The sequence below is a fragment of the Stutzerimonas stutzeri genome (assembly GCF_038561965.1).
In the GTDB taxonomy this organism is placed as follows: domain Bacteria; phylum Pseudomonadota; class Gammaproteobacteria; order Pseudomonadales; family Pseudomonadaceae; genus Stutzerimonas; species Stutzerimonas stutzeri_AA.
Map to the genome: position 1 here is coordinate 275984 of NZ_CP139348.1, position 23480 is coordinate 299463.

22 protein-coding genes are annotated in these 23480 nt (G+C 62.0%); 11 read left to right on the forward strand and 11 right to left on the reverse strand.

The features are described 5' to 3' along the window. The first annotated feature begins 57 nt into the window (after positions 1-57). Complete coding sequence (locus tag SM130_RS01195) at positions 58-462, forward strand: ribonucleotide reductase subunit alpha (RefSeq protein WP_102824018.1); 405 nt, start codon at positions 58-60, stop codon at positions 460-462. Between the two features lie 11 nt (positions 463-473). Here the strand turns inward: SM130_RS01195 and rsmD are convergent, their stop codons facing one another. From rsmD to SM130_RS01210, 3 genes are read right to left on the reverse strand one after another with little or no spacing between them, the layout of a single operon-like run. Further along, complete coding sequence (gene rsmD, locus SM130_RS01200; protein WP_102824019.1) at positions 474-1088, reverse strand: 16S rRNA (guanine(966)-N(2))-methyltransferase RsmD; 615 nt, start codon at positions 1086-1088, stop codon at positions 474-476. Beyond that, positions 1088-2629 (reverse strand): M16 family metallopeptidase, encoded by a 1542-nt coding sequence (locus SM130_RS01205; RefSeq protein WP_102824020.1) that lies wholly within the window; start codon positions 2627-2629, stop codon positions 1088-1090. The genes rsmD and SM130_RS01205 overlap by 1 nt, the downstream gene beginning before the upstream one ends. After that, entirely contained in the window at positions 2622-3974 is a 1353-nt protein-coding gene (locus SM130_RS01210) for a M16 family metallopeptidase (RefSeq protein ID WP_102824021.1), read from the reverse strand. Before SM130_RS01210 ends, SM130_RS01205 begins: the two co-directional genes overlap by 8 nt. A gap of 229 nt (positions 3975-4203) precedes the next feature. Here SM130_RS01210 and ftsY point away from each other — a divergent pair, with 229 nt between their 5' ends. The 4 genes from ftsY to rpoH all read left to right on the forward strand — a co-directional run bounded on the left by ftsY (position 4204) and on the right by rpoH (position 8127). Then, the gene (ftsY, locus tag SM130_RS01215) at positions 4204-5472 is read left to right on the forward strand and encodes a signal recognition particle-docking protein FtsY (protein ID WP_102824022.1); all 1269 of its coding nucleotides are present in this window, start codon (positions 4204-4206) and stop codon (positions 5470-5472) included. Then, positions 5469-6140: a cell division ATP-binding protein FtsE gene (gene ftsE / locus SM130_RS01220; protein ID WP_102824023.1), complete on the forward strand. Its 672-nt coding sequence runs from the start codon at positions 5469-5471 to the stop codon at positions 6138-6140. The genes ftsY and ftsE overlap by 4 nt, the downstream gene beginning before the upstream one ends. Next, on the forward strand, positions 6137-7162 hold the full coding sequence (gene ftsX, locus SM130_RS01225) for a permease-like cell division protein FtsX (RefSeq protein ID WP_102824024.1): 1026 nt from the start codon (positions 6137-6139) through the stop codon (positions 7160-7162). The genes ftsE and ftsX overlap by 4 nt, the downstream gene beginning before the upstream one ends. Before the next feature lie 110 nt (positions 7163-7272). Next, positions 7273-8127 carry an RNA polymerase sigma factor RpoH gene (gene rpoH, locus SM130_RS01230; protein WP_102824025.1) on the forward strand — a complete coding sequence of 285 codons (855 nt, stop codon included), beginning with the start codon at positions 7273-7275 and terminating at the stop codon, positions 8125-8127. An 84-nt stretch (positions 8128-8211) separates the two neighbouring features. Here the strand turns inward: rpoH and SM130_RS01235 are convergent, their stop codons facing one another. The 3 genes from SM130_RS01235 to mtgA all read right to left on the reverse strand — a co-directional run bounded on the left by SM130_RS01235 (position 8212) and on the right by mtgA (position 13745). After that, complete coding sequence (locus SM130_RS01235; RefSeq protein WP_102824026.1) at positions 8212-10785, reverse strand: hybrid sensor histidine kinase/response regulator; 2574 nt, start codon at positions 10783-10785, stop codon at positions 8212-8214. A 185-nt stretch (positions 10786-10970) separates the two neighbouring features. After that, positions 10971-12896 carry a phosphodiesterase DibA gene (dibA, locus tag SM130_RS01240; protein WP_102824027.1) on the reverse strand — a complete coding sequence of 642 codons (1926 nt, stop codon included), beginning with the start codon at positions 12894-12896 and terminating at the stop codon, positions 10971-10973. Between the two features lie 120 nt (positions 12897-13016). Further along, positions 13017-13745, reverse strand: a complete 729-nt coding sequence (mtgA, locus tag SM130_RS01245; protein ID WP_102824028.1) for a monofunctional biosynthetic peptidoglycan transglycosylase — start codon at positions 13743-13745, stop codon at positions 13017-13019. 68 nt (positions 13746-13813) lie between these two features. On the opposite strand from mtgA, the gene SM130_RS01250 reads away from it, so the two are divergent. The 5 genes from SM130_RS01250 (at position 13814) to SM130_RS01270 (ending at position 17710) form a co-directional block, all read left to right on the forward strand. Then, positions 13814-14188, forward strand: coding sequence for a DUF423 domain-containing protein (locus SM130_RS01250; protein ID WP_102824029.1), 375 nt, complete (start codon positions 13814-13816; stop codon positions 14186-14188). 73 nt (positions 14189-14261) lie between these two features. Continuing rightward, the gene (gene thiS / locus SM130_RS01255) at positions 14262-14477 is read left to right on the forward strand and encodes a sulfur carrier protein ThiS (protein WP_258006867.1); all 216 of its coding nucleotides are present in this window, start codon (positions 14262-14264) and stop codon (positions 14475-14477) included. Between the two features lie 75 nt (positions 14478-14552). Beyond that, positions 14553-15347 carry a thiazole synthase gene (locus SM130_RS01260; protein ID WP_102824030.1) on the forward strand — a complete coding sequence of 265 codons (795 nt, stop codon included), beginning with the start codon at positions 14553-14555 and terminating at the stop codon, positions 15345-15347. Between the two features lie 64 nt (positions 15348-15411). Further along, a complete protein-coding gene (gene trmB / locus SM130_RS01265) occupies positions 15412-16128 on the forward strand; it encodes a tRNA (guanosine(46)-N7)-methyltransferase TrmB (RefSeq protein ID WP_102824031.1) in 717 nt (238 codons plus the stop codon). A 241-nt stretch (positions 16129-16369) separates the two neighbouring features. Then, entirely contained in the window at positions 16370-17710 is a 1341-nt protein-coding gene (locus tag SM130_RS01270; RefSeq protein WP_102824032.1) for a DUF1329 domain-containing protein, read from the forward strand. A gap of 64 nt (positions 17711-17774) precedes the next feature. On the opposite strand, the gene arcC is transcribed toward SM130_RS01270, so the two are convergent. The 4 genes from arcC to arcD form a co-directional block, all read right to left on the reverse strand. Next, positions 17775-18698: a carbamate kinase gene (gene arcC / locus SM130_RS01275; RefSeq protein WP_102824033.1), complete on the reverse strand. Its 924-nt coding sequence runs from the start codon at positions 18696-18698 to the stop codon at positions 17775-17777. 43 nt (positions 18699-18741) lie between these two features. After that, complete coding sequence (locus tag SM130_RS01280) at positions 18742-19752, reverse strand: ornithine carbamoyltransferase (protein ID WP_102824034.1); 1011 nt, start codon at positions 19750-19752, stop codon at positions 18742-18744. Between the two features lie 58 nt (positions 19753-19810). Continuing rightward, entirely contained in the window at positions 19811-21067 is a 1257-nt protein-coding gene (gene arcA / locus SM130_RS01285; RefSeq protein WP_102824035.1) for an arginine deiminase, read from the reverse strand. 96 nt (positions 21068-21163) lie between these two features. Further along, entirely contained in the window at positions 21164-22591 is a 1428-nt protein-coding gene (gene arcD / locus SM130_RS01290) for an arginine-ornithine antiporter (protein ID WP_102824036.1), read from the reverse strand. A 191-nt stretch (positions 22592-22782) separates the two neighbouring features. On the opposite strand from arcD, the gene SM130_RS01295 reads away from it, so the two are divergent. Further along, positions 22783-23145, forward strand: a complete 363-nt coding sequence (locus SM130_RS01295) for a DUF5064 family protein (protein WP_102824037.1) — start codon at positions 22783-22785, stop codon at positions 23143-23145. Between the two features lie 3 nt (positions 23146-23148). Here the strand turns inward: SM130_RS01295 and SM130_RS01300 are convergent, their stop codons facing one another. Continuing rightward, complete coding sequence (locus SM130_RS01300) at positions 23149-23472, reverse strand: DUF3392 domain-containing protein (RefSeq protein WP_102824038.1); 324 nt, start codon at positions 23470-23472, stop codon at positions 23149-23151. Positions 23473-23480: the final 8 nt, after the last annotated feature.

The following is a 23480-nucleotide window of genomic DNA, read 5'->3' on the forward strand; positions in this document are numbered from 1 at the left end:
CAGCGCGGCGCGAGCAGTGGAAAGTGGCTATCGATAGACTCATCCGGAATCCAGTCCATGACCCTTACCCCCTTTGATCAACTGCTGGCCGCTGCGCGCCAAGAGCGCGAACCCCAGCGACTGCTGTTCGTCTTCGTCAGCGCCGAACTGCCGGACGATGCCACCGAGGCCGAGCGCCAGCGCTTCGAGGAAAACGCCGGCGGCTCGCTGAAACCGGTACTCTGCGTCGACAAGCTACCCGAGGAACTGAGCGATTTCGCCGCGCTGCGCGATGAATCCGCGCGCACCGGGGTGGCTTGGGACTTGCTGTTTGCCGCCGCGCTGCCGGGGCAGGGCGGTATCACGCCGAACGCAGATGACGCCGAGCAGCCGCTGAAGATGATGGTCAGCGCCATCGAGACCGGCAATATCGGCCGCTTTCTGGCCTTCGATTGCAACGGCCAGACCGTCGACTTCTACTGAAACCTTCGGCCTCAGCTCGCCGCAGCGTCGGGCGGCGTGCTGCGCTCCCACAGCGCGTAGTGCACCTTGCCGGCCTTCTTTTCCCGGTGCAGCCGCCAGTTGCCGGGCAGGCCGAGGCTGGATGGCAGCGCTTCGCTTTCGGTGTAGATCCAGGCGTGCTCGGCCAGCCAGCCTCTCGTTTCCAGTAGCTCGCAGGCCGGTTGCAGCAGGTTCTTGCTGAACGGCGGGTCGAGGAATACCAGGTCGAAGGGCGTCGGCGACTGCGTATCCAGGTAGCGCAGGGCGTCGCTTTGCAGCAGCTGGCCGTGGCCGCAGTTGAGCGTATCCAGATGCTTGCGCAAGCTGGCGATGGCATTGGCATTGACGTCCAGCGCCAGGGCCATGCTGGCGCCGCGTGACAGGGCTTCGAGATAGATCGCGCCACTGCCGGTAAACGGGTCGAGCACTCGCGCGCCGGACAGGTACGGCGCGATCCAGTTGAACAGGGTTTCGCGAACCCGGTCCGGCGTCGGCCGCAGGCCCTCGGCGTCAGGGAAGCTGAAGCGGCGCGAGCGCCATTCGCCGCCGATGATTCGCAACTGGCCCTGGCCGCCGTGGGCGTTGGGGCGAATGGGTGGATTGGCCATCAATGCTCCGGAACGCCGCTGGGCTGTTCGACTGGTTTTTCGGTGGGCGGCGGCAGTGGTTGCTGCTCGACGCTGGGGCCGGCGGTGACGATGACGAAGGCGTCTTCCTGCAGGTGTTTGTTCATCGCTGTCTTGACCTGCTCAACCGTCAGCGACTGCACCTCAGTCATGAAATCTTCCAGGTAGGTCAACGGTAAGCCGTAGAAGCCGATGCTGCCTAGCTGGCCGACGATGGCTGCGTTGCTTGCCGTGGACAGCGGGAAGCTGCCGGCAATCTCGCGCTTGCTGCGCTGCAGTTCGGCTTCGCTGGGGCCTTCGGCGAGGTAGTCGCGTACCAGCTGCTGCACCAGCTCAAGCGCGCCGTCGGTGAGCTCGGCACGGGTCTGCATGCTGATCATGAACGGCCCTTCGGCGCGCATCGGGCTGAAGCCGGAATAGATGCCGTAGGTCAGGCCGCGTTTCTCGCGCACTTCCTCCATCAGCCGCGTACCGAAGCCGCCGCCGCCGAGTATCTGGTTGCCCAGGTAGAGCGCTGCGTAGTCCGGGTGACCGCGCGGAATGCCGAGCTGGGCCAGCATCAGGTGGCTCTGGTTGGACGGGAAGTCGATATGGTGCTTGCCGGCCGCCGGTGCCTTGGGTGTCGGCGTTGCAGGCAGCGCCGTGCCTTGCGGCAGTGCTGCGGAAACTTCGCCAGCCAGTGCCTCGGCTTCTTCGCGGGAAAGGTCGCCGACCAGCGCGATTACCGTGTTGCCTGCCGCGTACCCGCGGGCATGGAATTCACGCAGCTGCTCGACACTGATCGCTGCTACCGATTCGGCCGTACCCTCGCTAGGGTGAGCGTAAGGGTGGTCGCCGTAGAGCTGAGCGAACAGCTCAAGGCTGGCCAACTTGCCGGGGTTCTGTTTCTGGAACTCGAAACCGGCCAGCAGCTGGTTCTTGATGCGTTGCAGCGAATCGGCCGGGAAGGTCGGTTGCCCGATGACCTGATTGAACAGCGCCAATGCCGGCTCACGCTTGTCCTGGTCGCTCAGGCTGCGCAGGCTGACAACCGCCATGTCGCGGTAGGAACCGTTGCCGAAATCCGCGCCGAGGCCTTCGAAACCGCGGGCGATGGCGCTGACGTCCTTGCCCTCGACGCCCTCGTTGAGCATGGCGTTGGTCAGCAAAGCCAGACCGGGTACATCGCCGTCCTGGCTGCTACCGGCGGAGAAGGTCAGGCGCAGATCGAACATTGGCAGCTCACGGGCTTCGACGAACAGCACCTTGGCGCCTTCGGCGGTCTGCCAGCTCTGGATGTCCAGCTTGCGCCGAGCGAGCGGTTGGTCGCCCAGCTCGCTCAGCGACTCCAGGCGCGGCTTTTCAGGCGCTGCGGTTGCTACGGTCGGCACGGCGGGCTGGGTAGCCTCGCGGGCTACGTCCTGCTTCACCGGTTCGCCGGGTTGCGGCAGGGCCTTGGAGCCCTCATCGCAGCCCGTCAGGCCGAGGCCGGCCACCAGCAACACGCCCAGTAGGCCGTTGCGCAGAGCTCTGAAATCAATCATCACGGGCTTCCTCGGGCAAAACATGGGCGACGCTCAGGCGGGAGCGGGTGAAGTAATTACGCGCAGCTTGCTGGATGTCCTCGGGCGTCACGGCTTCCAAGGCGCTCAGCTCTTCGTCCATCAGGCGCCAGGACAGCCCAACGGTTTCCAGCTTGCCGATGGTGGTGGCCTGCTGGGTGATGGAATCGCGTTCGTAGACCAGGCCGGCGATGACCTGCGCACGCACGCGCTCGAGTTCCTCGGCAGAGGGTGGTGCCTGCTTGAGCGCATCCAGTTGCTGCCACAGACCGGCTTCGACTTCCTCGAGCGTCCGACCCTTCTGCATGTTCGGTGCGGCGCTGAGGACGAACAGGCTGTCGCCGCGGGCATAGGCGTCGTACCAGGCTGAGGCGCTGGTCACCAGCTCTTCGCCTCGCTCCAGCCGCTCCGGCAGGCGCGCGCTGTAGCCGCCATCGAGCAGGGCGGAGATCAAACGCAGCGCGTGGACTTGGCGTGCGTTCTCCTCAGTCGCCAGGCTTGGCGTGTTGAATGCCATCAACAGTGTGGGCAGCTGAGTCTTCACGTGCAGCTTGAGGCGGCGCTCGCCGGGTTCGGCGAGTTCCAGCGGCCGCTTGGCGCTCGGCACTTCGCGTTTTTCGATGTCACCGAAGAAGCGCTCGGCAAGGCCGCGCACTTCGTCCGCCGAGACGTCACCGACCACCACCAGGGTGGCGTTGTTCGGGGCGTACCACTGCTCGTACCAGGCGCGCAATTCACCGGCTTGCATTCGGTTGAGGTCAGCCATCCAGCCGATTGTCGGGTTGCGGTAGCCGCTGGCGGGGTAGGCGATGGTCTTGAAACGCTCATAGGCCAGCGAGCTGGGCTTGTCATCGGTGCGCAGGCGACGTTCTTCCTTGATCACCTCGATTTCGCGAGCGAACTCGTCAGGCGGCAGCTTGAGACTGGCCAGGCGATCGGCTTCGAGCTCGAACGCCACGGGCAGGCGATCACGCGCCAGCACTTGGTAGTAGGCGGTGTAGTCATCGCTGGTGAAGGCGTTTTCCTCGGCGCCGAGCTCGCGCAGGATGCGCGAAGCCTCGCCTGCATCGAGCTTGCGGCTGCCCTTGAACATCATGTGCTCGAGGGCGTGAGAGAGACCGGTCTGGCCGGCCGTCTCGTAGCTGGAACCAACTTTGTACCAGAGCTGGGAGACCACCACCGGCGCGCGATGATCCTCGCGAACGATGACCTTCAGACCGTTGTCGAGGAAGAACTCGTGGGTTGGCTGATTGTCTGCTGCTGCCAGCAGGGGCAGATAAAAGGCTCCGAGCAGCAGGGCGGCGGCGCGGCGTAACATCAGAGGCATAGTCGGGACTCGTCCAGTTGGTGTCCGCCACGGCAGACTGGCAGGGCGGCAACACGGCAGCCATGGTACTGGCGCGTGCGGATCAGGCAAAGCCGGGATATCCGCCGCTGAACCTGCCCTGATGCAGGAACCCGCGCTTAGCGCACCCGCTTTGCGAGGTGCTAGGATAGAGCCCGTTTGGCCGGCAGCGTGGCTGCTGGCGTATCGCATCCTTGAGAATACCTTCTCCATGTTTGGTTCCAACGACGACAAGAAGACGCCGGCCGATCCCGGCGAAAAGAAAGGCCTGTTTGGTTGGCTGCGCAAGAAACCGCAGCAGCCGGTAGACGAGCAGCCTGCCGCCGAGCCGCGGGAAGGCAGCCTGCCACATGCCGAGCAGCCTGAGGCCGACATCGAACAACCGGCAATCGATGCCCCCGAAGTATTGCCCGAGCGGCCAGTCGAAGCCGAAATACTCCCAGAGCCAGAGCCAGAGCCAGAGCCAGAGCCAGAGCCAGAGCCAGAGCCAGAGCCGGAAATAGCGCCGGTGCCGGTGGTAGCGGCTGCGCCCGTGGAAGCGCCGGCCAAGCTGGGCTTCTTCGCCCGCCTCAAGCAGGGGCTGTCCAAGACCAGCTCCAGCATCGGCGAAGGCATGGCCAGCCTGTTTCTCGGCAAGAAGGCCATCGATGACGACCTCCTCGACGAGCTGGAAACCCGCCTGCTGACCGCCGACGTCGGTGTCGAGGCGACCACTGCTATCATGCAGAACCTCACCCGGCGTGTCTCGCGCAAAGAGCTAGCCGACAGCGGCGCGCTCTATACGGCGCTGCAGGAAGAGCTTGCCGGTCTGCTCAAACCGGTCGAGCAACCGCTCGTGGTCGACAGCGGCAAGCGCCCCTACGTCATCCTCGTGGTCGGCGTGAACGGTGTAGGCAAGACCACCACCATCGGCAAGCTGGCGAAGAAACTGCAGCTTGAAGGCCAGAAGGTCATGCTCGCCGCTGGCGATACCTTCCGTGCCGCGGCGGTGGAGCAATTGCAGATATGGGGCGAGCGCAACAGCATTCCGGTGATCGCCCAGCACACCGGTGCGGACTCCGCCTCGGTGATCTTCGACGCGGTGCAGGCAGCGAAGTCGCGCGGTGTCGACGTGCTGATCGCCGATACGGCGGGTCGTCTGCATACCAAGGACAACCTGATGGAAGAGCTGAAGAAGGTTCGTCGGGTCATGGGCAAGCTCGACGAATCGGCTCCGCACGAAGTGCTGCTGGTGCTCGACGCCGGCACCGGCCAGAACGCCATCAACCAGACCCGGCAGTTCAACCAGGCGGTCGAACTGACCGGCCTGGTGCTGACCAAGCTCGACGGTACCGCCAAGGGCGGGGTGATTTTCGCGCTGGCCAAGCAGTTCGGCACGCCGATCCGTTACATCGGCGTGGGCGAAGGGATCGACGACTTGCGCACCTTCGAGGCCGATGCATTCGTCAAAGCGCTTTTCGCCCAGCGGGAAGACGCATGATCCGTTTCGAACAGGTCGGCAAACGCTACCCAAACGGCCACGTCGGGTTGCACGAGCTTTCCTTCCAGGTCCGCCGCGGCGAATTCCTCTTTGTCACCGGCCATTCCGGTGCCGGCAAAAGCACGCTGCTGCGGCTGTTGCTGGCGATGGAGCGTCCTACCAGCGGCAAGCTGCTGCTGGCCGGGCAGGACCTGTCGCGTATCACCAACTCACAGATTCCCTTCCTGCGCCGACAGATCGGTGTGGTGTTCCAGAACCATCAGCTGCTGTTCGACCGCACCGTGTTCGATAACGTCGCCCTGCCGTTGCAGATCCTCGGTCTCAACAAGCGCGAGATCGGTCAGCGGGTAATGACTGCACTGGAGCGCGTCAGCCTCAAGGACAAGGCGCTGCAGTATCCGGCTGATCTTTCCACCGGTCAGCAGCAGCGTGTCGGCATCGCCCGGGCCGTGGTGCATCGCCCGGCCTTGCTGCTGGCCGACGAACCCACCGGCAACCTCGACCCGCGACTGGCGGCAGAAATCATGGGCGTTTTCGAAGACATTAATCGTCTCGGCACTACCGTGCTGATCGCCAGTCACGATCTGGCGCTGATCGCGCGGATGCGTCATCGCATGCTGACGCTGCAGCGCGGTCGCCTGATCGGTGACGGGGAGGCTAGCCGATGAGCAGCGAACACAAGCCCAAAACCAACCCGAGCACGGCCGAGCGTATCGGCGGCTCGGTGAAGAAACCCGAGCAGCCGCGCGGCGACGAGCCGGATTTCAAGACGCTGTTTCACGCCTGGCTGGAAAGCCATCGCGCCAGCTTGGTGGACAGCGTCGGTCGTCTGTTCAAACAGCCGATCGGCAGCTTCTTCACCTGCCTGGTCATGGCGGTGGCGCTAAGCCTGCCGATGGGCCTGGCGCTGCTGCTGGACAACGTCGAGCGGCTCGGCGGTTCCTGGCAGCGCGCGGCGCAGATTTCGCTGTTCATGCAGCTGGACGTGGACGTGGACGCGGGTGCCGGTGAACGCTTGCGCGACGAGGTTGCCGAAATGCCCGATGTGGCAACGGCGGATTGGGTCAGCCGTGAGCAGGCGCTGGAAGAATTCCAACAGCTTTCCGGCCTCGGCGAAGCGCTCAAGGAACTGCCGGAGAATCCTTTGCCGGGCGTGATCGTGGTAACGCCCAACGAAGTGGACAAGGACAAGCTCGAAGCACTGCGCCTGCAGCTGGCCGAGCTGCCTGGCGTGCAGCAGGCGCAGCTGGATCTGCTTTGGGTCGAACGCCTGACCGCCATCCTCAAGCTCGGCGACCGCTTCGTCTTCGGTCTGACCTTGTTGCTAATTGCCACGCTACTGTTGGTGATCGGCAATACCATTCGCCTGCACATCGAGAACCGCCGTACCGAGATCGAAGTGGTCAAATTGGTCGGCGGCACCGACGGTTACGTGCGCCGGCCCTTCCTCTACATGGGCGCCATATACGGCCTGGGCGCCGGCCTGATCGCCTGGCTGCTGCTTGCTTACGGGCTCGGCTGGCTGAACGAGGCGGTGGTTAGTCTGGCGGGCCTTTACGGCAGCGATTTCGGTCTGGGAGGCGTTCCCTCCGGCGATGCGTTGTCCTTGGTGATTGGCGCGGTGCTGCTTGGATACATCGGCGCCTGGCTGGCAGTTGCAAGGCACCTGAGCGAGCTGGCTCCTAGATAAATTCCTTTTAATAACAATGACTTGATTGTATGTCTGTGGAACTTTTCCACAGGCTTGCAGTCTCATGCGGCAATGCTAAACTGCTGCAGCTTCGTCATTGGAGGTACTGCATGACAACTACTCTGCAACCTGTTCAAGCGCTAGTCCCTGGAGCCAATCTCGAGGCCTACGTGCAGACCGTGAACAGCCTTCCGCTGCTTACCGTCGAGCAGGAGCGCGAGCTGGCCGGGCGCCTCTTCTACCATCAGGATCTCGAAGCAGCCCGGCAAATGGTGCTGGCGCACCTGCGTTTCGTTGTTCATATCGCCCGCAGCTATTCCGGCTACGGACTGGCCCAGGCCGACCTAATCCAGGAAGGCAATGTCGGCCTGATGAAGGCGGTCAAGCGTTTCAACCCTGAGATGGGCGTGCGGCTGGTGTCCTTTGCCGTGCACTGGATTCGCGCCGAAATCCACGAGTTCATCCTGCGTAACTGGCGCATCGTCAAGGTCGCGACCACCAAGGCGCAGCGCAAACTGTTCTTCAATCTGCGCAGCCAGAAGAAGCGTCTGGCCTGGCTGAACAACGATGAAGTGACCGCCGTGGCCGATAGCCTGGGCGTTGAGCCACATGAAGTGCGCGAGATGGAAAGCCGCCTGACCGGCCATGACATGGCGTTCGATCCGGCAGCCGATGCTGACGACGACAGCGCCTACCAGTCGCCGGCGCACTATCTGGAAGACCATCGCTACGATCCGGCCCGTCAGTTGGAAGACGCCGACTGGAGCGATAGCTCAACCTCCAGCCTGCACACCGCGCTCGAGGCGCTGGACGAGCGCAGCCGGGACATTCTCCAGCAGCGCTGGCTGAACGAGAACAAGGCCACCCTGCACGACCTGGCAGCCAAGTACAGCGTGTCAGCTGAGCGTATTCGTCAGCTGGAAAAGAATGCGATGAACAAGCTGAAGGGCTCGATTCAGGCCTGACGTGCATCGGCGGAAGCGGAATACGAATCGCGGGTAGCCCATCGGCTCCCGCGATTTTTTTTGCCTAGCCGTTGCCGCCGCCTGCTATCGGGGTGCGTTTCTGGCCTGACGGATATTGTTCCGTGCTTTTTCCACAGCGACCAGCAGCTGGGCATTGGTGATCGGTTTGTGCAGCCAGACGATCCACTCGGGGAACTGCGCCTGTTCGAATTGATGCGCGGCCGAGATTACGACAATCGGTAGATCCTGCATGGCGGGCTTGCCTCGCAGCTCGTCGATCAGCTGCATGCCGCTGCCATCGGGCAGGTGCAGGTCGAGCGTCATGGCCTCGTAGCGTCCCGAGGCGAGCTTCTCGCGGGCCTGATGCAGGCTTTGTACCCGCTCCACGCCATAGCCGCCTTCGCGCAGCATCATATGCAGCAGGCGACCAGTATCCGGTTCGTCTTCGACTACTAGGATTCGAGGCTGGCCATCACCGCTGTCCGCTTCGTTGGACGGGATCTGGATTGGAAGTTCGCACCAGAACGTGGTGCCCTGTCCGGGTGGGCAATCGAAGCCGACAGTGCCGCCCATTCGCTCGATCAGCTCTTTGGTGATTGCAAGTCCCAGCCCTGTGCCGGACTTCTGCCGACTGTCGGATGCGTCTGCCTGGGCGAATTTCTCGAATACGCGCGAGCGGAACGCCTCCGGAATGCCGGGCCCCTGGTCGGTGACGCTGATACGCACCCTGGTTCCGCGCAGGCTGCTGTGCAGGCGAATCAGTCCTCGCTCTGGGGTGAACTTGACGGCATTGGAAAGGAAATTGCCAAGAACTTGCTGCAGGCGCATCCCATCTACCCAGACGAGCGCATCGCTCGGATGCTCGAGGGTACAGCGCACACCATGCTGCTCGCAGAGCGCCTGGTTGCTGACCAGCGATTCCTCGAGCAGATCGCCAAGTGAATGCTCGCGCAGCTCGAAGGACATCTTGCCGGCGGCAATCTTTTCCATGTCCAGCAGGTCGTTGATCAGATGCCCCAGGCGCAAGCTGTTGCGGTAGGCGATCTCGAGCATCTGCTGCATGGGCGCAGGGGCGGCGCCAAGTGCGCCGCCGACGATCAGGCCGAGTGCGCCACTGATGGATGTGAGGGGAGTGCGCAGCTCATGGCTGACGGTGGAGACGAAGTCGTTTTTCATCTGCTCGACGCGCTTGCGTTCCGTCAGGTCCATCAGCGTTCCGCTGATACGCTGTGCCATGCCCTGCTGATCACGCTGGATATAGCCGCGCAACAGTACCGGCACAATATGGCCATGCTTGTGCTGCAGGCGCAGCTCGGTGGTGAAATGGTCGGCATTGGAAAGCATGGTTTGCGCCAGCCGCGCCTTCTGTTGCGCCAGGTCTTCGGCAACGGTTACACGTTCCCACAACCTCAGGTCACAGCTCAGCTCATTCGGCCGGTAGCCGAGCATCTCCCATGCGCGGGGCGAGGCGAACATGCTGCCGGCTTCCAGATCCAGATCCCACAGGCCATCGTTGCTGCCTTTGAGCGCCAGCGAAAGGCGCTCCTCACTCAGGCGTAGGTCATGTCTGCTTTGGCGGATGTGACGGGTCATCTCCTTCGCCAGCGCCTGCGCTCGGCTGTGGCGCAATGCCAGCGATGATGTCAGGAGAAATACCAGCAGGCTCAAGCCAAGCCCGAGACCGAACACCAGTACTTCGTTGGCGTGAAAACGCTCTTCGAACTCGGGGCGGCTATCCATGCGCAGGGTCCAGGTCTGACCGTACAGCTCCAGCTGCTGGAGTTTGCTGTAGCGTGCGCTGCCGGCCTCGGGTGCCTCGCTTGAGGCATAGAGCAGGTGGTCAGGCTGTTCGCCGGCGCTGGCGTAGATGTGCAGCGCCAGAGGTAGGTCGGCGGCGCGCAGGATACCGCGCATCAGGTCATCGACCCGATACGGGCTGTAGACGAAGCCTATCAAGGCCTGTTGGCGCTGCTCCGGCGTGCTCGCTAGCGTCCCCGGCCGGTATACCGGCACATAGAGCAATATTCCGGCCTGAACATTGCCGTGCGTTTCCTGCAACAACGTCACTTTTCCGGTAATGCTGGTCTCGCCTAGCGCTGCGGCACGCTGCATGGCTCGGCGGCGAGTCGGCTCGGAGTACATGTCGTAGCCAAATGCGATCAGGTTACGGCCGAGGAAGGGCTCCAGATAAATGATCGAGGTATAGAGTTCGCGCTCGCCAGCGGGATGAATGTCATATTCGGGAAAGCCCTGCGCGCGGATGCGGGCGACGAAGGCATCGCGTTGCTCATGCGCAATCGCCTGGCTGAAGCCGACGCCCTGGATGCCGGGATAGCGGTCAGGCAGTAACAGGCGTTCGACGTACTTGCGCCATTGTTCGCGGCTAACATCTTCTACGGCATCGAAAAGGCCCGCGCCGCCGAGCAGAATCTGTTCATGGTCACGTAGACGTTTGCGGATCGCCTCGGTGACCTTGTCGCCGAGCATCTGGAATTGCTGCTGTGCCGCGCGGTCTTCGTTGGCGCGCAAGCTTTGCCAGACCACCACCTGCACCAGCAGCATGAACGCCAGCATTGCCCAGGCGATGCCGTTCCGCCAGCTGAACAGCTGACGCAAGCCATAGGGCGGACTGTGGTGTATCGCTGCTGGGTCGCTCATCATGTTCGCTGTGGTACGCGGTATTTGCCGCATGACGCTCGCTAGGTCAGGACTGGCTCGGGTCGCTACGGGGAAGCCAGTATGTCGCAATATCTACTGGCTCGGGCCATCGCGCTACCGGGCGCGGGGCCTGACCGTTCTGTCAGTTTACGTTCCGTGATAGCCTTTTGATATAGAGTGCTTCGTCAGTGTCTGGACGAGCAGCTCTGGCCATAACTGAGCTTGGCGGGTCGCCAGTCGATGTCGGTTGGCGGCACCGGCCGGGACAAACCGTAACCCTGCCCATAGTCGCAATTCTGGGATAGCAGGAACGCCGCCTGGTCCGCAACTTCGATGCCTTCGGCAACAACCTGCAGGCCCAGGTTGTGCGCCAGGCTTATCACCGAGCGGGTAATAGCCGCGTCCTCACGATCGTCCGGCAGGCCTCTGACGAAGCCTTGATCGATCTTCAGCTTGTGCACGTTCATCCGTTTGAGGCGCTGCAGCGATGAATAGCCGGTGCCGAAGTCGTCGATCGCCAGTTGCACACCGAGCGCGCGTAGGCGCTGCAGCAGTTCCAGAGCAGCGTCCGGATCCTGCATGACCGCGCTTTCGGTGATCTCCAGTTCCAGATGATGAGCCTCCAGGCCGCTCCTGGCGAGAATGGTGGCTACCTGCAGGTCGAGTTCGCCGTTGCCGAATAAGCGGCTGGAAATGTTCACCGCGATAAAACCGAGCGGACGTCCTTGGCCGAGCCACTCACGCGCCTGGTGGCAGGCCTGCTCCAGCACCCAGTGGTCGATGGCACTGATGAGCCCGGTTTCCTCGGCAATCGGGATGAAAACGCCCGGTGCGATCAGTCCTTTTTCCGGATGCTCCCAGCGCACCAGGGCTTCGAAGCCGCTGATGGTGCCTTGGCGCAGGTTATAGATTGGCTGAAAGTGCAGGCGCAGCTGCCCTTGCTCCAGGGCCTGTCGCAGCGCAGTCACCAGCTCCACGCGCTGGCGCGCCTGGCTGGTCAGTTCCTGCGAATAGAATGCATAGGTCGAGCGGCCGCTGCTCTTGGCCTTGAACAGTGCCGAGTCGGCATTGCGCATCAGTTGCTCGACGTTCTGCACGTCGGTCGGATAGGGGTAGAGCACGATGCCGATGCTGGCGCTGCTGAAAAGCTCCTGCTCAGCTATATGAAAAGGCTCGTTGAGGCGGTCGAGAATGCGCAGCGCCAGTGCCGTCGCCTTCTCAGCACCGTAGCCCTCGCAGAGCAGAGCGAACTCGTCACCGCCGAGCCGTCCAAGCGTCATGCCTTCTTCGATGTGCTCGCTCAGCCGTGAGCTGACCGCCTGCAGCAAGGCGTCCCCCAGGCTATGGCCAAGGCTCTCGTTGATGTCCTTGAAGTGGTCGAGGTCGATCAATAGCAGCGCGCCGCTGCGCTTGTTGGTCCGGGCTCGCTCGAGGTCCTGTTTGGCCCGCTCGTTGAACAGCAGACGGTTCGGCAGATTAACCAGCGGATCGTAGTGGGCGAGCTGGTCGAGTTCTTCGCGGGAGCGCTTCAGTGCCGAGAGGTCGGAAAAAACAGCCACGTAATGGCTGAGCTGGCCCTGATTGTCATGGATGCAACGCAGGTTCTGCCATTGCGGGTATACCTCGCCGTTCTTGCGGCGGTTCCATATCTCGCCGCTCCACTCACCCTTTTCCTTCAGCGCCAGCCACATCTGCTGATAGAACTCCGCGTCGTGCTTGCCCGAAGCGAACAATTTCGGCGTCTGCCCGAGCACCTCTTCGTTGCTGTACCCGGTGATACGGCTGAACGCGGGATTGACATGCACGATGTGCTGACGGGGGTCGGTTACCAGTACGCCTTCTTGGGTACTGTCGAATACCGCAGCCGCCTGCTTAAGACTGGTCTCCTGCACGCGCTGGGCGCGCTGCTGTTCATCGAAGCGACGAAAGTGGTGGCCGCCGAGCGTGAATATCAGCGCACTGGTAAGCGTTACGAACAGGAGGCCCTTGCCGAGCTGCCAGGCGTGGCTGTCGCCCGCGGCCAGATGGTTCACCAGCGTATCGCCGAGAACAATCCACAGGATGGCCAGACAGAAATAGCCCAGACTCAGCCGGACGAGGTATGTGTTCATCGTTGCTCTTGGGTCCGATCGAATACTGCACAGTCAAACCCCATCGCACTGGGCGAGCGGGAGGTACGTCTTGCACCGGTGGTGCTGCATCCTGCTGCGCCAGTCGTCTTGCATACTGGCTCAAAGCCAGCTCGGCCACCAGTCCGGTTGGTCGGGTTTGATCCGCTGCAGATAATGGCTGCCGCCCAACTGGCGCATCTGCTGGCGAATCCATGCCGCGCGATTGTTCACGTAGCTGCTCGGCTTGCCGGCGCTCCATTGCCGCGGGTTGGGCAGTACCGCAGCCAGCAGGCTTGCCTGACGGGTCGACAGGTACGCCGCGCCGGTTCCGAAGTGATGCTGCGCCGCTGCCTGCGCGCCGAAAACGCCATCGCCCCACTCGACGCTATTGAGATAGACCTCGAGGATGCGTTGCTTGGGCCAGAGCAACTCGATCAGCCCGGTGAACCAGGCCTCCAGGGCCTTGCGTGGCCAGCTGCGGCCCGACCAGAGGAACAGATTCTTCGCCACCTGCTGGCTCAGGGTGCTAGCACCACGCAGCGAACCGCCGCGCTCATTGTGGCTGAGCGCGGCACGTATTGCTGCGACATCGAAGCCCCAGTGGTCGGCGAACTTTTGGTCTTCGGCGGCAATCACCGCCATCTTCAGGTCTTCCGGCAGCTCGCGCCACGGGCGCCAGTCGCGCGTCAGGTCGATAGTTTCACCTGTGCGCCATGATTCGATCTTGCGCTCGATCATCAAAGCGGTGAACGGCGGAGGCACCCAACGAAACAGCAGCACCAGCAGCACGGATAGGCCGATCAACCAGAGCAGCAATTTGGACAGGCGCAGCAGAAAGTTTCGCAACATGTCACTTGGTCGTGGGCGAAAAGAGCGGGCATTATAGCGGCCGCTTGGGCCACCGACCGGAAAAGGCAATGATCCGTTGTTATCTCACACTGGCTGCTTTGTTCGGCTTCACCGGTGTCGCGCTCGGCGCCTTTGCTTCTCACGGCCTCAGAGACCAGCTGAGCACTGCTTATCTCGCCGTTTTCCAAACGGGTGTGCAGTACCAGCTGATTCATGCACTGGCGTTGTTCGGTGTTGCGTTGCTGGCCTTGCTGCGTCCCAGTCGCCTGCTGACCGCGGCCGGAACCCTGTTCATCATAGGCATCCTGCTGTTTTCCGGCAGCCTCTATCTGCTGACCCTGAGTGGCATCGGCAAGCTGGGCATGATCACGCCGATAGGCGGCACGGCCTTCCTCGCGGGCTGGCTGTGTCTGGCGGTGGCCGGCTGGCGTATACGCGGCTGATCGGGACGAACGGCCGCGGCCTTCGCGTTGGTGGCGTGGGTGATTCGGGCTAGAATGCCGTCCCCTTTTCGCAATGGCGGCGAACAGCATGCAGATTCAGTTGAATGGCGAACCCTATGAGCTGCCAGCCGGCGAGACGCTCGCCGACCTGCTGGTGCGTCTCGAACTGAGCGGCCGCCGCCTGGCTGTCGAGCTCAATCGGGACATCGTGCCACGCAGCGCACATGCGTCCACCGAGCTTAGCGACGGCGATCACGTCGAGGTTGTACACGCCATCGGTGGCGGCTAGCCGGTAGCCACCTGCCCCGAATATGCCGCCTATACGGCCCCAGCCCGCTGTATCAAGTCCGAACGAGGATTTCCCATGCGCTCAGTTCCGAACGACAAGCCCTTCATCCTGGCCGGTCGCACCTATCAGTCGCGCCTGCTGGTAGGTACCGGCAAATACAAGGATCTCGAAGAAACCCGCACGGCCATCGAGGCCTCCGGTGCCGAGATCGTTACCGTTGCGGTGCGCCGCACCAACATTGGCCAGAATCCTGGCGAGCCCAACCTGCTCGACGTGATCAGCCCCGACCGCTACACCATCCTGCCGAACACCGCTGGCTGCTACACCGCTGAGGATGCGGTGCGCACTTGCCGACTGGCCCGTGAACTGCTCGACGGTCACAAGCTGGTCAAGCTGGAAGTGCTGGCCGATCAGAAGACACTGTTTCCCAACGTGATCGAAACCCTCAAGGCGGCCGAAGTGCTGGTCAAGGACGGCTTCGACGTCATGGTGTACACCAGCGACGACCCGATAATCGCTCGTCAGCTGGCCGAGATGGGCTGCATCGCCGTGATGCCGCTGGCGGGTCTGATTGGCACCGGACTGGGCATCTGCAATCCGTACAACCTGCGCATCATCCTTGAAGAAGCCACGGTCCCCGTGCTGGTGGATGCCGGTGTCGGTACCGCATCGGACGCGACCATCGCCATGGAACTGGGCTGCGAAGCGGTGCTGATGAACAGCGCCATCGCCCATGCACAGAATCCGGTGCTGATGGCCGAGGCTATGAAGTACGCGATCGAGGCCGGCCGTCTGGCTTACCTCGCCGGGCGCATGCCGAAGAAGCTCTACGCCAGCGCCTCGTCACCGCTGGACGGGCTGATTCGCTGAAACGATTCGTGGCCGGCCCTGACCTTGCGTCGGAGCCGGCTTTTTTATTTCTCGCAGGTAGACCATGACAGAGCAAAGCCCCGCGGCCGAAGAGCAGCAAACCGAGCACCGCCGCACCATCAAGAGTTTCGTGATGCGTGCCGGGCGCATGACCGAAGGCCAGCAGCGTGGTCTGGAGCAAGGCTGGCCGAAGTTCGGTCTGGCGCTCGAGGATGGTCTGCGCAACTTCGACGAGGTGTTCGGGCGCCGCGCACCGCGCACCTTCGAGATTGGTTTCGGCATGGGTCACTCCACACTGGAAATGGCGGCTGCCGCGCCGGATCAGGACTTCATCGGCGTGGAAGTGCATAAACCCGGTGTCGGCGCGTTGCTGAGCGGACTTGTGTCACAGAAATTAAACAACGTCAGGGTCTACAGTTGCGACGCTTTGGAGGTGCTGCGCGATTGCGTGGCCGATGCCAGTCTGGACCGCGTGCTGCTGTTCTTTCCGGATCCATGGCACAAAAGCCGCCACCACAAGCGCCGCATCGTGCAGCCGGCCTTTGCCGAGCTGATACGCAGCAAGTTGAAAGTGGGCGGCGTGCTGCATATGGCGACCGATTGGGAGCCTTATGCCGAGTACATGCTCGAGGTGATGGACGTTGCCCCCGGTTATCGCAATCTGGCTGAAGACGGGCGCTGCGTGCCGCGCCCAGCAGAGCGACCGGTAACCAAGTTCGAACGCCGTGGTGAGCGGCTCGGCCATGGCGTATGGGATCTGAAGTTCCAGCGCATCGATTGAGCAATACCACACAAGCTGCACCGAGCAAGCTGCACCGAAATACCCGCGACCGCCCCCTGGCGCCTTCGTCGAAGCGCCCGGCCGGCGGCCGTTTGCGCCATATCCAATCGAGAGCCGCAGCAGCGGCCAGGGACGAGCGCCTGCCAGGAAGGCATGCCTGCCCACACCGAATAACAATGCAACGCCGACAGCTGGGCTAGCCAAGCGGTGCCCAGCATCGTGCGCAATGGGGGAGTAGACGATGTACGGAAAGATCGGAATTCTGTTGTTGGCGGCCTGCGCCGCTTTACCGGCACAGGCGAAGGTAGACAGCACCCAGGCAGCGCGGCTGTCGCAAGACCTGACGCCATTAGGTGCGGAGCGTGCCGGCAATCCGGCTGGAACCATTCCGCCCTGGACCGGAGGCGTAGTGCCGCCGGCCGGCTACGAGCCGGGCATGCACCATCCAGATCCATTTGCTGGCGACTCGATGCTATACCGTGTCGATCGCAACAATCTGGGCGAGTACAGCAACCAGCTTTCCGAAGGCATGAAGGCTTTGCTGGAGCGCTATCCCGACTACCACCTGCGCGTCTTCCCGACCCGTCGTAGCGCCTCGGTGCCGCAGCGTATCTATGACGCCACCCGCTACAACGCCGTGAGTGCAGAGCTGATCGCCAACGGCAACGGAATCCTGGGCGCGGCTGCAGGCATTCCCTTCCCGATTCCGCAGAGCGGCATTGAGGTCATCTGGAACCACGTCCTGCACTACAAGGGTGACCAGACCCACATGATCAACAACCAGGCGGTGGTGATCGGTGGCAGGGCCCATTACATCAAGCGCGACCGGCACGTGTACTACGTCTACAACCGCGAGGGGATGACCTACGCCGACCTAGACAACACCGTGCTGTACTACAAGTACCGCGTGACCGCGCCGGCCAAGCTTTCCGGCACCGCGCTGGTGGTGCAGGATCCGATCGATCAGGTGCTGACAACCCGCAAGGCCTGGCGCTACAGCGCTGATGATCGACGTGTACGCCGTCTGCCTTCGTTGGCATACGACTCCTTGCAACCCGACACCAGCGGACTGGCCACCGCTGATGTGGTGGACTCGTTCAACGGCGCGCCGGACCGCTACGACTGGCAGCTGCTCGGCAAGCGCGAAATGCTGATGCCGTACAACAGCTATGCCGTGCACCAGAAGGGCGTCTCGTACGACAGCATCGTTCAGCCGCGCACGCTGAATCCCGAGCTGCTGCGCTACGAACTGCACCGCGTCTGGGTTGTAGAGGCGACCTTGCGCAAGGGCTTCAGCCATCTTTACGACAAACGCCGCTTCTACATCGATGAGGACAGCTGGGCAATCCTTGCTGTCGATCTGTATGACGAGAAGAATCAGCTGATCGGCCTGCAGGAGAGCCACCCGATCAGCTATTACGATGTGCCGATGTTCAACAGCACGCTGGAAACGCTGTACCACCTCAAGGACGGCAACTACTTCGTCGACGGGCTGGACAACAACGAGCAGATGTACAATTTCGATGTGAAGCTGAGTCCTCGTGACTTCTCGCCTCAAGCGCTGCGCCGCGGCGGTAACTGATCCTCGGTCACGAATGAAAAAGCCGCCTCAACTGGGCGGCTTTTTTGTTTCTTGCCGGTGCCTCCTATAACGATTCGCTCGCTGTCAGGCTGATGCGTGTTCCGGCGGAGCCTTGAACGATCGCTTCGATATCACCAAGCGAGCCGATCACGGCGACCTTGCCGGTGTTGCGAGCGAACTCGCAGGCCGCTTGTACTTTCGGCCCCATGGAACCCGCAGCGAAGCCCAGGCGTTCAAGTTCGTCGGGATGAGCTTCATGGATGCGGCGTTGCTTTGGTGTTCCCCAGTCCACATAGGCACCATCGACGTCGGTGGCGATCACCAGCAGATCCGCGTTCAGCTGTTCGGCCAGCAGGGCCGAGCACAGATCCTTGTCAATCACCGCCTCCACGCCTTGCAGTCGTCCGTTCTGGTCATACACCGTCGGGATTCCTCCGCCCCCAGCGCATATCACCACGCTGCCTTTCTCCAGCAACCAGCTGATCGGTCGGATCTCGAAAATACGTTTTGGCCTTGGGCTCGGTACCACTCGACGAAAGCGGTCACCGTCCGCAGCAATACTCCAGCCTTTTTCCTTGGCCAGTTGCTCAGCTTCTTCGCGACTGTAGACCGGTCCTATTGGTTTTGTCGGTGTCTGGAAGGCTGGGTCGTCGGCATCCACCTCCACCTGTGTCAGCAAGGTTGCGAACGGCACCTCGAACGGAAGGAGGTTGCCCAGCTCCTGCTCGATGATGTAGCCGATCATGCCCTCGGTTTCCGCGCCCAGCACATCCAGCGGATAAGTAGGAACGTCCTTGTAGGCCGCGCCTTGCAACGCCAGTAGCCCAACTTGCGGGCCGTTTCCGTGGGCCACTACCAGTTCGTTGCCCGGCGCGATCCGCGCAATCTGAGTGCACGCGATCCTGACATTCTCGCGCTGGTTTTCCGCGCTTAAAGGCTCCCCTCTGCGAAGCAGGGCATTACCGCCCAGTGCGACTACGATACGCATGTGTGTTCCTCCAAAACGCGCCCGGATCCGGGCGCTAGGTGGATCAGATGTCAGCGAGGGTTGATACCAGGATCGCCTTGATGGTGTGCATGCGATTTTCGGCCTGCTCGAAGGCAATGCATGCGGGCGACTCGAATACCTCTTCGGTGACCTCGATACCGTTGGCCAGGTGCGGATAGCGCGCAGCGATCTCCTTGCCGACCTTGGTTTCGCTGTTGTGAAACGCTGGCAGGCAATGCATGAACTTGGTTCGCGGGTTTCCGGTGGCCTGCATCAGCGAAGGGTTCACCTGATAAGGCAGCAATTGCTCGATACGCTCGGCCCAGGCCTCGACCGGCTCACCCATTGATACCCATACATCGGTGTGGACGAAATCGACACCCTGGACTGCAGCCTGTGGATCTTCGGTGAGCAGTAGTCGCGCACCGCTTTGCTCAGCGAACTCGTTGCATGCCTTGATGTGCTCTTCGCTTGGCCACAGCGCGCGCGGCGCTGCGATGCGCACATCCATGCCCAGCTTGGCACCGATCAATAGCAGCGAATTACCCATGTTGTTACGCGCGTCGCCCAGGTAGGCGTAGCTGATCTGATGCAGCGGCTTGTCGCTGTGCTCGCGCATGGTCATGACGTCAGCGATCATCTGGGTTGGATGGTATTCATCGGTCAGGCCGTTGTAGACCGGCACGCCGGCGTAACGGGCGAGCTCCTCGACGATCTCCTGCTTGAAGCCGCGATACTCGATAGCGTCGTACATCCGGCCGAGTACGCGCGCCGTGTCCTTCATGCTTTCTTTGTGGCCGATTTGCGAGGAGTTGGGGTCGATATAGGTAACGTTGGCGCCCTGGTCGTAGGCGGCCACCTCAAATGCGCAGCGGGTGCGGGTCGAGGTTTTCTCGAAGATCAGCGCGATGTTTTTGCCTTTGAGATGCTGGCGCTCAGTGCCGGTGTATTTGGCGCGCTTGAGGTCCCGGGAGAGATCGAGCAGATAGCGCAGCTCGCGCTCGCTGTGGTGCATGAGGCTTAGCAGGCTGCGGTTGTGGATGTTGAAAGCCATGGTGAAGATCCTCTTTGCGCAGGGCGTGCCGGCCGGAGACCGGCACGTTGATCTGAGATCAATAGTCGAGAGCGTCGCGAACGATCGGGCAGGTCATGCAGTGGCCACCGCCACGGCCGCGGCCCAGCTCGCTGGCGCTGATGGTGATCACCTCGACACCGGCCTTGCGCAGCTGGGTATTGGTGAAGGTGTTACGGTCATAGCCGATCACAACGCCGGGTTCGAGGGCGACGACGTTGTTGCCGTCGTCCCACTGCTCGCGCTCGACTTCGTAGCTGTCGCCGCCGGTCTCCACCACCCGTAGTGCAGGCAGGCCGAGTGCTTCGGCGACCACCTGGAGGAAGCTTGCGCTCTCGCGGCGCAGGTCGATGCCGCCTGGTTTGCTCTCGTCCGGACGCAGGCTGAACGGGACGATGCCGTTCACCACTTCGGGGTATATGGTCACCAGGTCGCGATCGCAGAAGCTGAACACGGTGTCCAGGTGCATCGCCGAGCGAGACCTTGGAAGCCCTGCGACGATCACCCGCTCGGCGGCGCCATGACTAAACAGCGATTGCGCCAACTGGCCAATGGCCTGGCGAGAGGTGCGCTCGCCCATACCGATCAACACCACACCGTTGCCGATCGGCATCACGTCGCCGCCTTCGAGGGTGGCCAGGCCGTGGTCGAGCTCGGGGTCGCCGTACCAGACCTTGAAGTCCTTTCCGGCGAACTCGGGGTGGAAACGATAGATTGCGGCGGTGAGCAGCGTCTCCTGCCGCCGTGCGGTCCAGTGCATGGGGTTTAGCGAGACGCCACCGTAGATCCAGCAGCTGGTGTCGCGGGTGAAAATCGTGTTGGGCAAGGGTGGCAAAATGAAACTCGAGTGGCCGAGGTAGTCACGGAACATGCTGACGATTTCGCCGCTCTGGGTGCCTGGCAGATCGCTGCCAGATACACCGCCAATCAGGTATTCAGCGAGTCGTCGCGGCTGTTGTTCCTCGAGCCAGCTGCGCACCTCGTTTTGCAGGCCGATGCCAACTTGGTTAGGAGTGATCTTGCGGTCGAGGATCCACCGCAACGCTTCTGGGTTGCTCACCGTTTCGGTCAGCAGGTTGTGCATTTCCAGAACTTCGACGCCGCGCTCGCGCATCTTGGTGACGAAATCGAAGTGGTCGCGCTTGGCCTGGTTCACCCAGAGCACATCGTCGAATAACAACTCGTCGCAGTTGCTTGGGGTCAATCGCTGATGGGCCAGGCCCGGCGAGCAGACCATTACCTTGCGCAGCTTTCCAGCTTCGGAATGGACGCCCAGCCCGGGTATTTGCGGGGTCATGTCTGTACTCCTTGCAGTCTTTGCACCTGTGGGTGCTTAGTGGCTCGCCACCGCTTATGACGGTGGTCGAGGGTTGCCGGAATTCGCTTCCGGTGGTCAGAGCGAGAGGAAACCGTCGTACAGCCCATAGGCCGCAATTGCCGCGCCGATCAGCACCGCGGCGAAAATCAGTTTCTCCACTGAGGTGAATACCGGCTGCCCGAGTTCGTGCTTGGCCTTGGCGAACAGCAGGGCGCCTGGAGCGTAGAGCAGCGCGGACAGCAGTACATACTGGATACCGCCGGCATAGACCAACCAGACCGCATATAGCGTTGCGATCACGGCAGTGAGCAGGTCCTTGCGCCGTTCACCCGGTGCACTCTCGTAGCCTTCGCCACGCACACCGAGCAGCAGCGCGTAGGCGGCTGACCAGAAATAGGGCACCAGGATCATCGAGGTGGCCAGGTACAGCAGGCTCAGATAGGTCGAGGCGCTGAACAGGGTGATGATCAGAAATAGCTGGATCAGACCGTTGGAGAGCCATAGCGCGTTGGCAGGAACGTGATTGGCATTCTCCTTGCGCAGGAAGCGGGGCATTGTGTCGTCGCGCGCGCTGGCGAAGAGAATTTCGGCACATAGCAGGGTCCATGACAACAGCGCTCCGGCCAGTGACACCACTAGCCCAACGCTGATCAGGATCGCGCCCCAGCGTCCTACCACCTGTTCCAGAACGCCCGCCATGGAAGGGTTCTTCAGACCGGCCAGCTCGGCCTGGCTCATGATGCCCATCGACAGGACGTTCACCAACACAAGGAGCGCGAGCACGCCGACGAAACCAATCACCGTGGCTTTGCCGACATCGCTGCGCCGTTCAGCACGTGCTGAATAGACGCTGGCGCCCTCGATGCCGATGAATACCCAAACCGTCACCAGCATCATGTTGCGCACCTGCTGCATGACGCTGCCAAGCTCGATGTTGCCGCGCCCCCAGAAGTCGGCGGTGAACACGTCCAGACGAAACGCCACGGCAGCGATGACGATAAAAAGCAGCAAAGGCACGATCTTGGCGATGGTGCTGATCAGGTTGATGAACGCCGCCTGCTGGATGCCGCGTAGAACCAGCAGATGTACGCCCCACAACACCAGTGAGGCGCCGATCACCGCCGGCAGGGTGTTTCCCTCACCGAAGATCGGGAAGAAATAGCCGAGGGTGCTGAAGAGAAGAACGAAGTAGCTTACGTTGCCGATCCAGGCACTGATCCAGTAACCCCAGGCGGAGGAGAAGCCCATGTAGTCGCCGAAACCGGCCTTGGCATAGGCGTAGACGCCGGCATCGAGTTCCGGCTTGCGGTTGGCCAGGGTTTGGAAGACAAAGGCCAGGCTGAGCATACCGACCGCGGTAATTGCCCAGCCGATCAGAATGGCACCGGCGCTGGCGCTAGCCGCCATGTTCTGTGGCAGGGAAAAGATCCCGCCACCGATCATCGATCCCACTACTAGTGCAACCAGTGCGCTGAGTTTCAGTTGTTTCGAGGCCGTGGCCATGGTTCTGTCTCCTTTGCAAATCAGAGCACCCGCAGCCATTAAATGCCTGGCTGTGCGACGTTGTGATGACCAGAGTCAAGAGAACCGGGGTAATGGGATGCAACGATCACGCTGTCTGTTGGGGCCCGTGCTAGACAGCTCGGCGGCCGAACATAGGTGCGTCAGAATGGGCCTGAAAGGAGAGGTGTGCAGTGTTCAGATCCGGTCATGCGGTGGTCAGTCGACCCGCGTCGAAATCCTTTTCTGGCTATTACCTGGTTCTCGATTACCACGTGGAAGGGGCTGAGCAGAAACCAGAGTGGGCATGCTTTCATGTGCACGGAACCGTCGATCGAACGCCGATCGACGAGCTGTTCCGCATGCATCGGGATGTCGCGTGCAATTTTTTGCAGCGTGTTCGTCAATCCTTGCGCAAACACGGAGCCGCTCTGCACTCGGACGTCTTGTTCGCCTTTCACGCCGACTACGATCCTATGTTCAAGGACCTGCGCCAGCAGTTGCATTGCGAGCCTGGCGAGCCGATCGATCTCGAGCGCTTCCTGCGCGAGGGCTGAACGCTAGTTGCGGTCGGCGATCACGCCGACGAGGAAGAAAATCAGCAACAGCACCGGTGCCAGGCTGTAGTTGTTCAGGTGCGCCAGGCCCTGGGTCATCCACGGCGTAAGAAATACGATGGCCAGGCCATAGCCCACCGCGCAGACCAGCACGAAAATCAGCGTACGCAGGAAGAAGTTGAGGCTGCTGACCGTGTTCTTCACCCAGGCGTTGAGCGCCGGGCCGAAGAGCACGAAGAGCGTCGCCATCAGCGCTAGGGAGATATCGGAAAGATGGCTGCGGCTCCAGCGCGACAGCGTGACGATCAGGTCGAGTAGCAAATCCATGCGGTGTC

What these genes read in the sequence shown, in the direction of transcription:
- arcC (WP_102824033.1), bottom strand. Translation starts at nt 18,698, where the DNA reads ATGCGTATCGTAGTCGCACTGGGCGGTAATGCCCTGCTTCGCAGAGGG.
- ftsE (WP_102824023.1), top strand. Translation starts at nt 5,469, where the DNA reads ATGATCCGTTTCGAACAGGTCGGCAAACGCTACCCAAACGGCCACGTC.
- arcD (WP_102824036.1), bottom strand. Translation starts at nt 22,591, where the DNA reads ATGGCCACGGCCTCGAAACAACTGAAACTCAGCGCACTGGTTGCACTA.
- mtgA (WP_102824028.1), bottom strand. Translation starts at nt 13,745, where the DNA reads ATGTTGCGAAACTTTCTGCTGCGCCTGTCCAAATTGCTGCTCTGGTTG.
- rsmD (WP_102824019.1), bottom strand. Translation starts at nt 1,088, where the DNA reads ATGGCCAATCCACCCATTCGCCCCAACGCCCACGGCGGCCAGGGCCAG.
- SM130_RS01235 (WP_102824026.1), bottom strand. Translation starts at nt 10,785, where the DNA reads ATGAGCGACCCAGCAGCGATACACCACAGTCCGCCCTATGGCTTGCGT.
- SM130_RS01260 (WP_102824030.1), top strand. Translation starts at nt 14,553, where the DNA reads ATGCGCTCAGTTCCGAACGACAAGCCCTTCATCCTGGCCGGTCGCACC.
- SM130_RS01205 (WP_102824020.1), bottom strand. Translation starts at nt 2,629, where the DNA reads ATGATTGATTTCAGAGCTCTGCGCAACGGCCTACTGGGCGTGTTGCTG.
- SM130_RS01270 (WP_102824032.1), top strand. Translation starts at nt 16,370, where the DNA reads ATGTACGGAAAGATCGGAATTCTGTTGTTGGCGGCCTGCGCCGCTTTA.
- thiS (WP_258006867.1), top strand. Translation starts at nt 14,262, where the DNA reads ATGGCGGCGAACAGCATGCAGATTCAGTTGAATGGCGAACCCTATGAG.
- ftsY (WP_102824022.1), top strand. Translation starts at nt 4,204, where the DNA reads ATGTTTGGTTCCAACGACGACAAGAAGACGCCGGCCGATCCCGGCGAA.
- arcA (WP_102824035.1), bottom strand. Translation starts at nt 21,067, where the DNA reads ATGACCCCGCAAATACCCGGGCTGGGCGTCCATTCCGAAGCTGGAAAG.
- SM130_RS01300 (WP_102824038.1), bottom strand. Translation starts at nt 23,472, where the DNA reads ATGGATTTGCTACTCGACCTGATCGTCACGCTGTCGCGCTGGAGCCGC.
- dibA (WP_102824027.1), bottom strand. Translation starts at nt 12,896, where the DNA reads ATGAACACATACCTCGTCCGGCTGAGTCTGGGCTATTTCTGTCTGGCC.
- SM130_RS01250 (WP_102824029.1), top strand. Translation starts at nt 13,814, where the DNA reads ATGATCCGTTGTTATCTCACACTGGCTGCTTTGTTCGGCTTCACCGGT.
- SM130_RS01210 (WP_102824021.1), bottom strand. Translation starts at nt 3,974, where the DNA reads ATGCCTCTGATGTTACGCCGCGCCGCCGCCCTGCTGCTCGGAGCCTTT.
- ftsX (WP_102824024.1), top strand. Translation starts at nt 6,137, where the DNA reads ATGAGCAGCGAACACAAGCCCAAAACCAACCCGAGCACGGCCGAGCGT.
- rpoH (WP_102824025.1), top strand. Translation starts at nt 7,273, where the DNA reads ATGACAACTACTCTGCAACCTGTTCAAGCGCTAGTCCCTGGAGCCAAT.
- trmB (WP_102824031.1), top strand. Translation starts at nt 15,412, where the DNA reads ATGACAGAGCAAAGCCCCGCGGCCGAAGAGCAGCAAACCGAGCACCGC.
- SM130_RS01280 (WP_102824034.1), bottom strand. Translation starts at nt 19,752, where the DNA reads ATGGCTTTCAACATCCACAACCGCAGCCTGCTAAGCCTCATGCACCAC.
- SM130_RS01195 (WP_102824018.1), top strand. Translation starts at nt 58, where the DNA reads ATGACCCTTACCCCCTTTGATCAACTGCTGGCCGCTGCGCGCCAAGAG.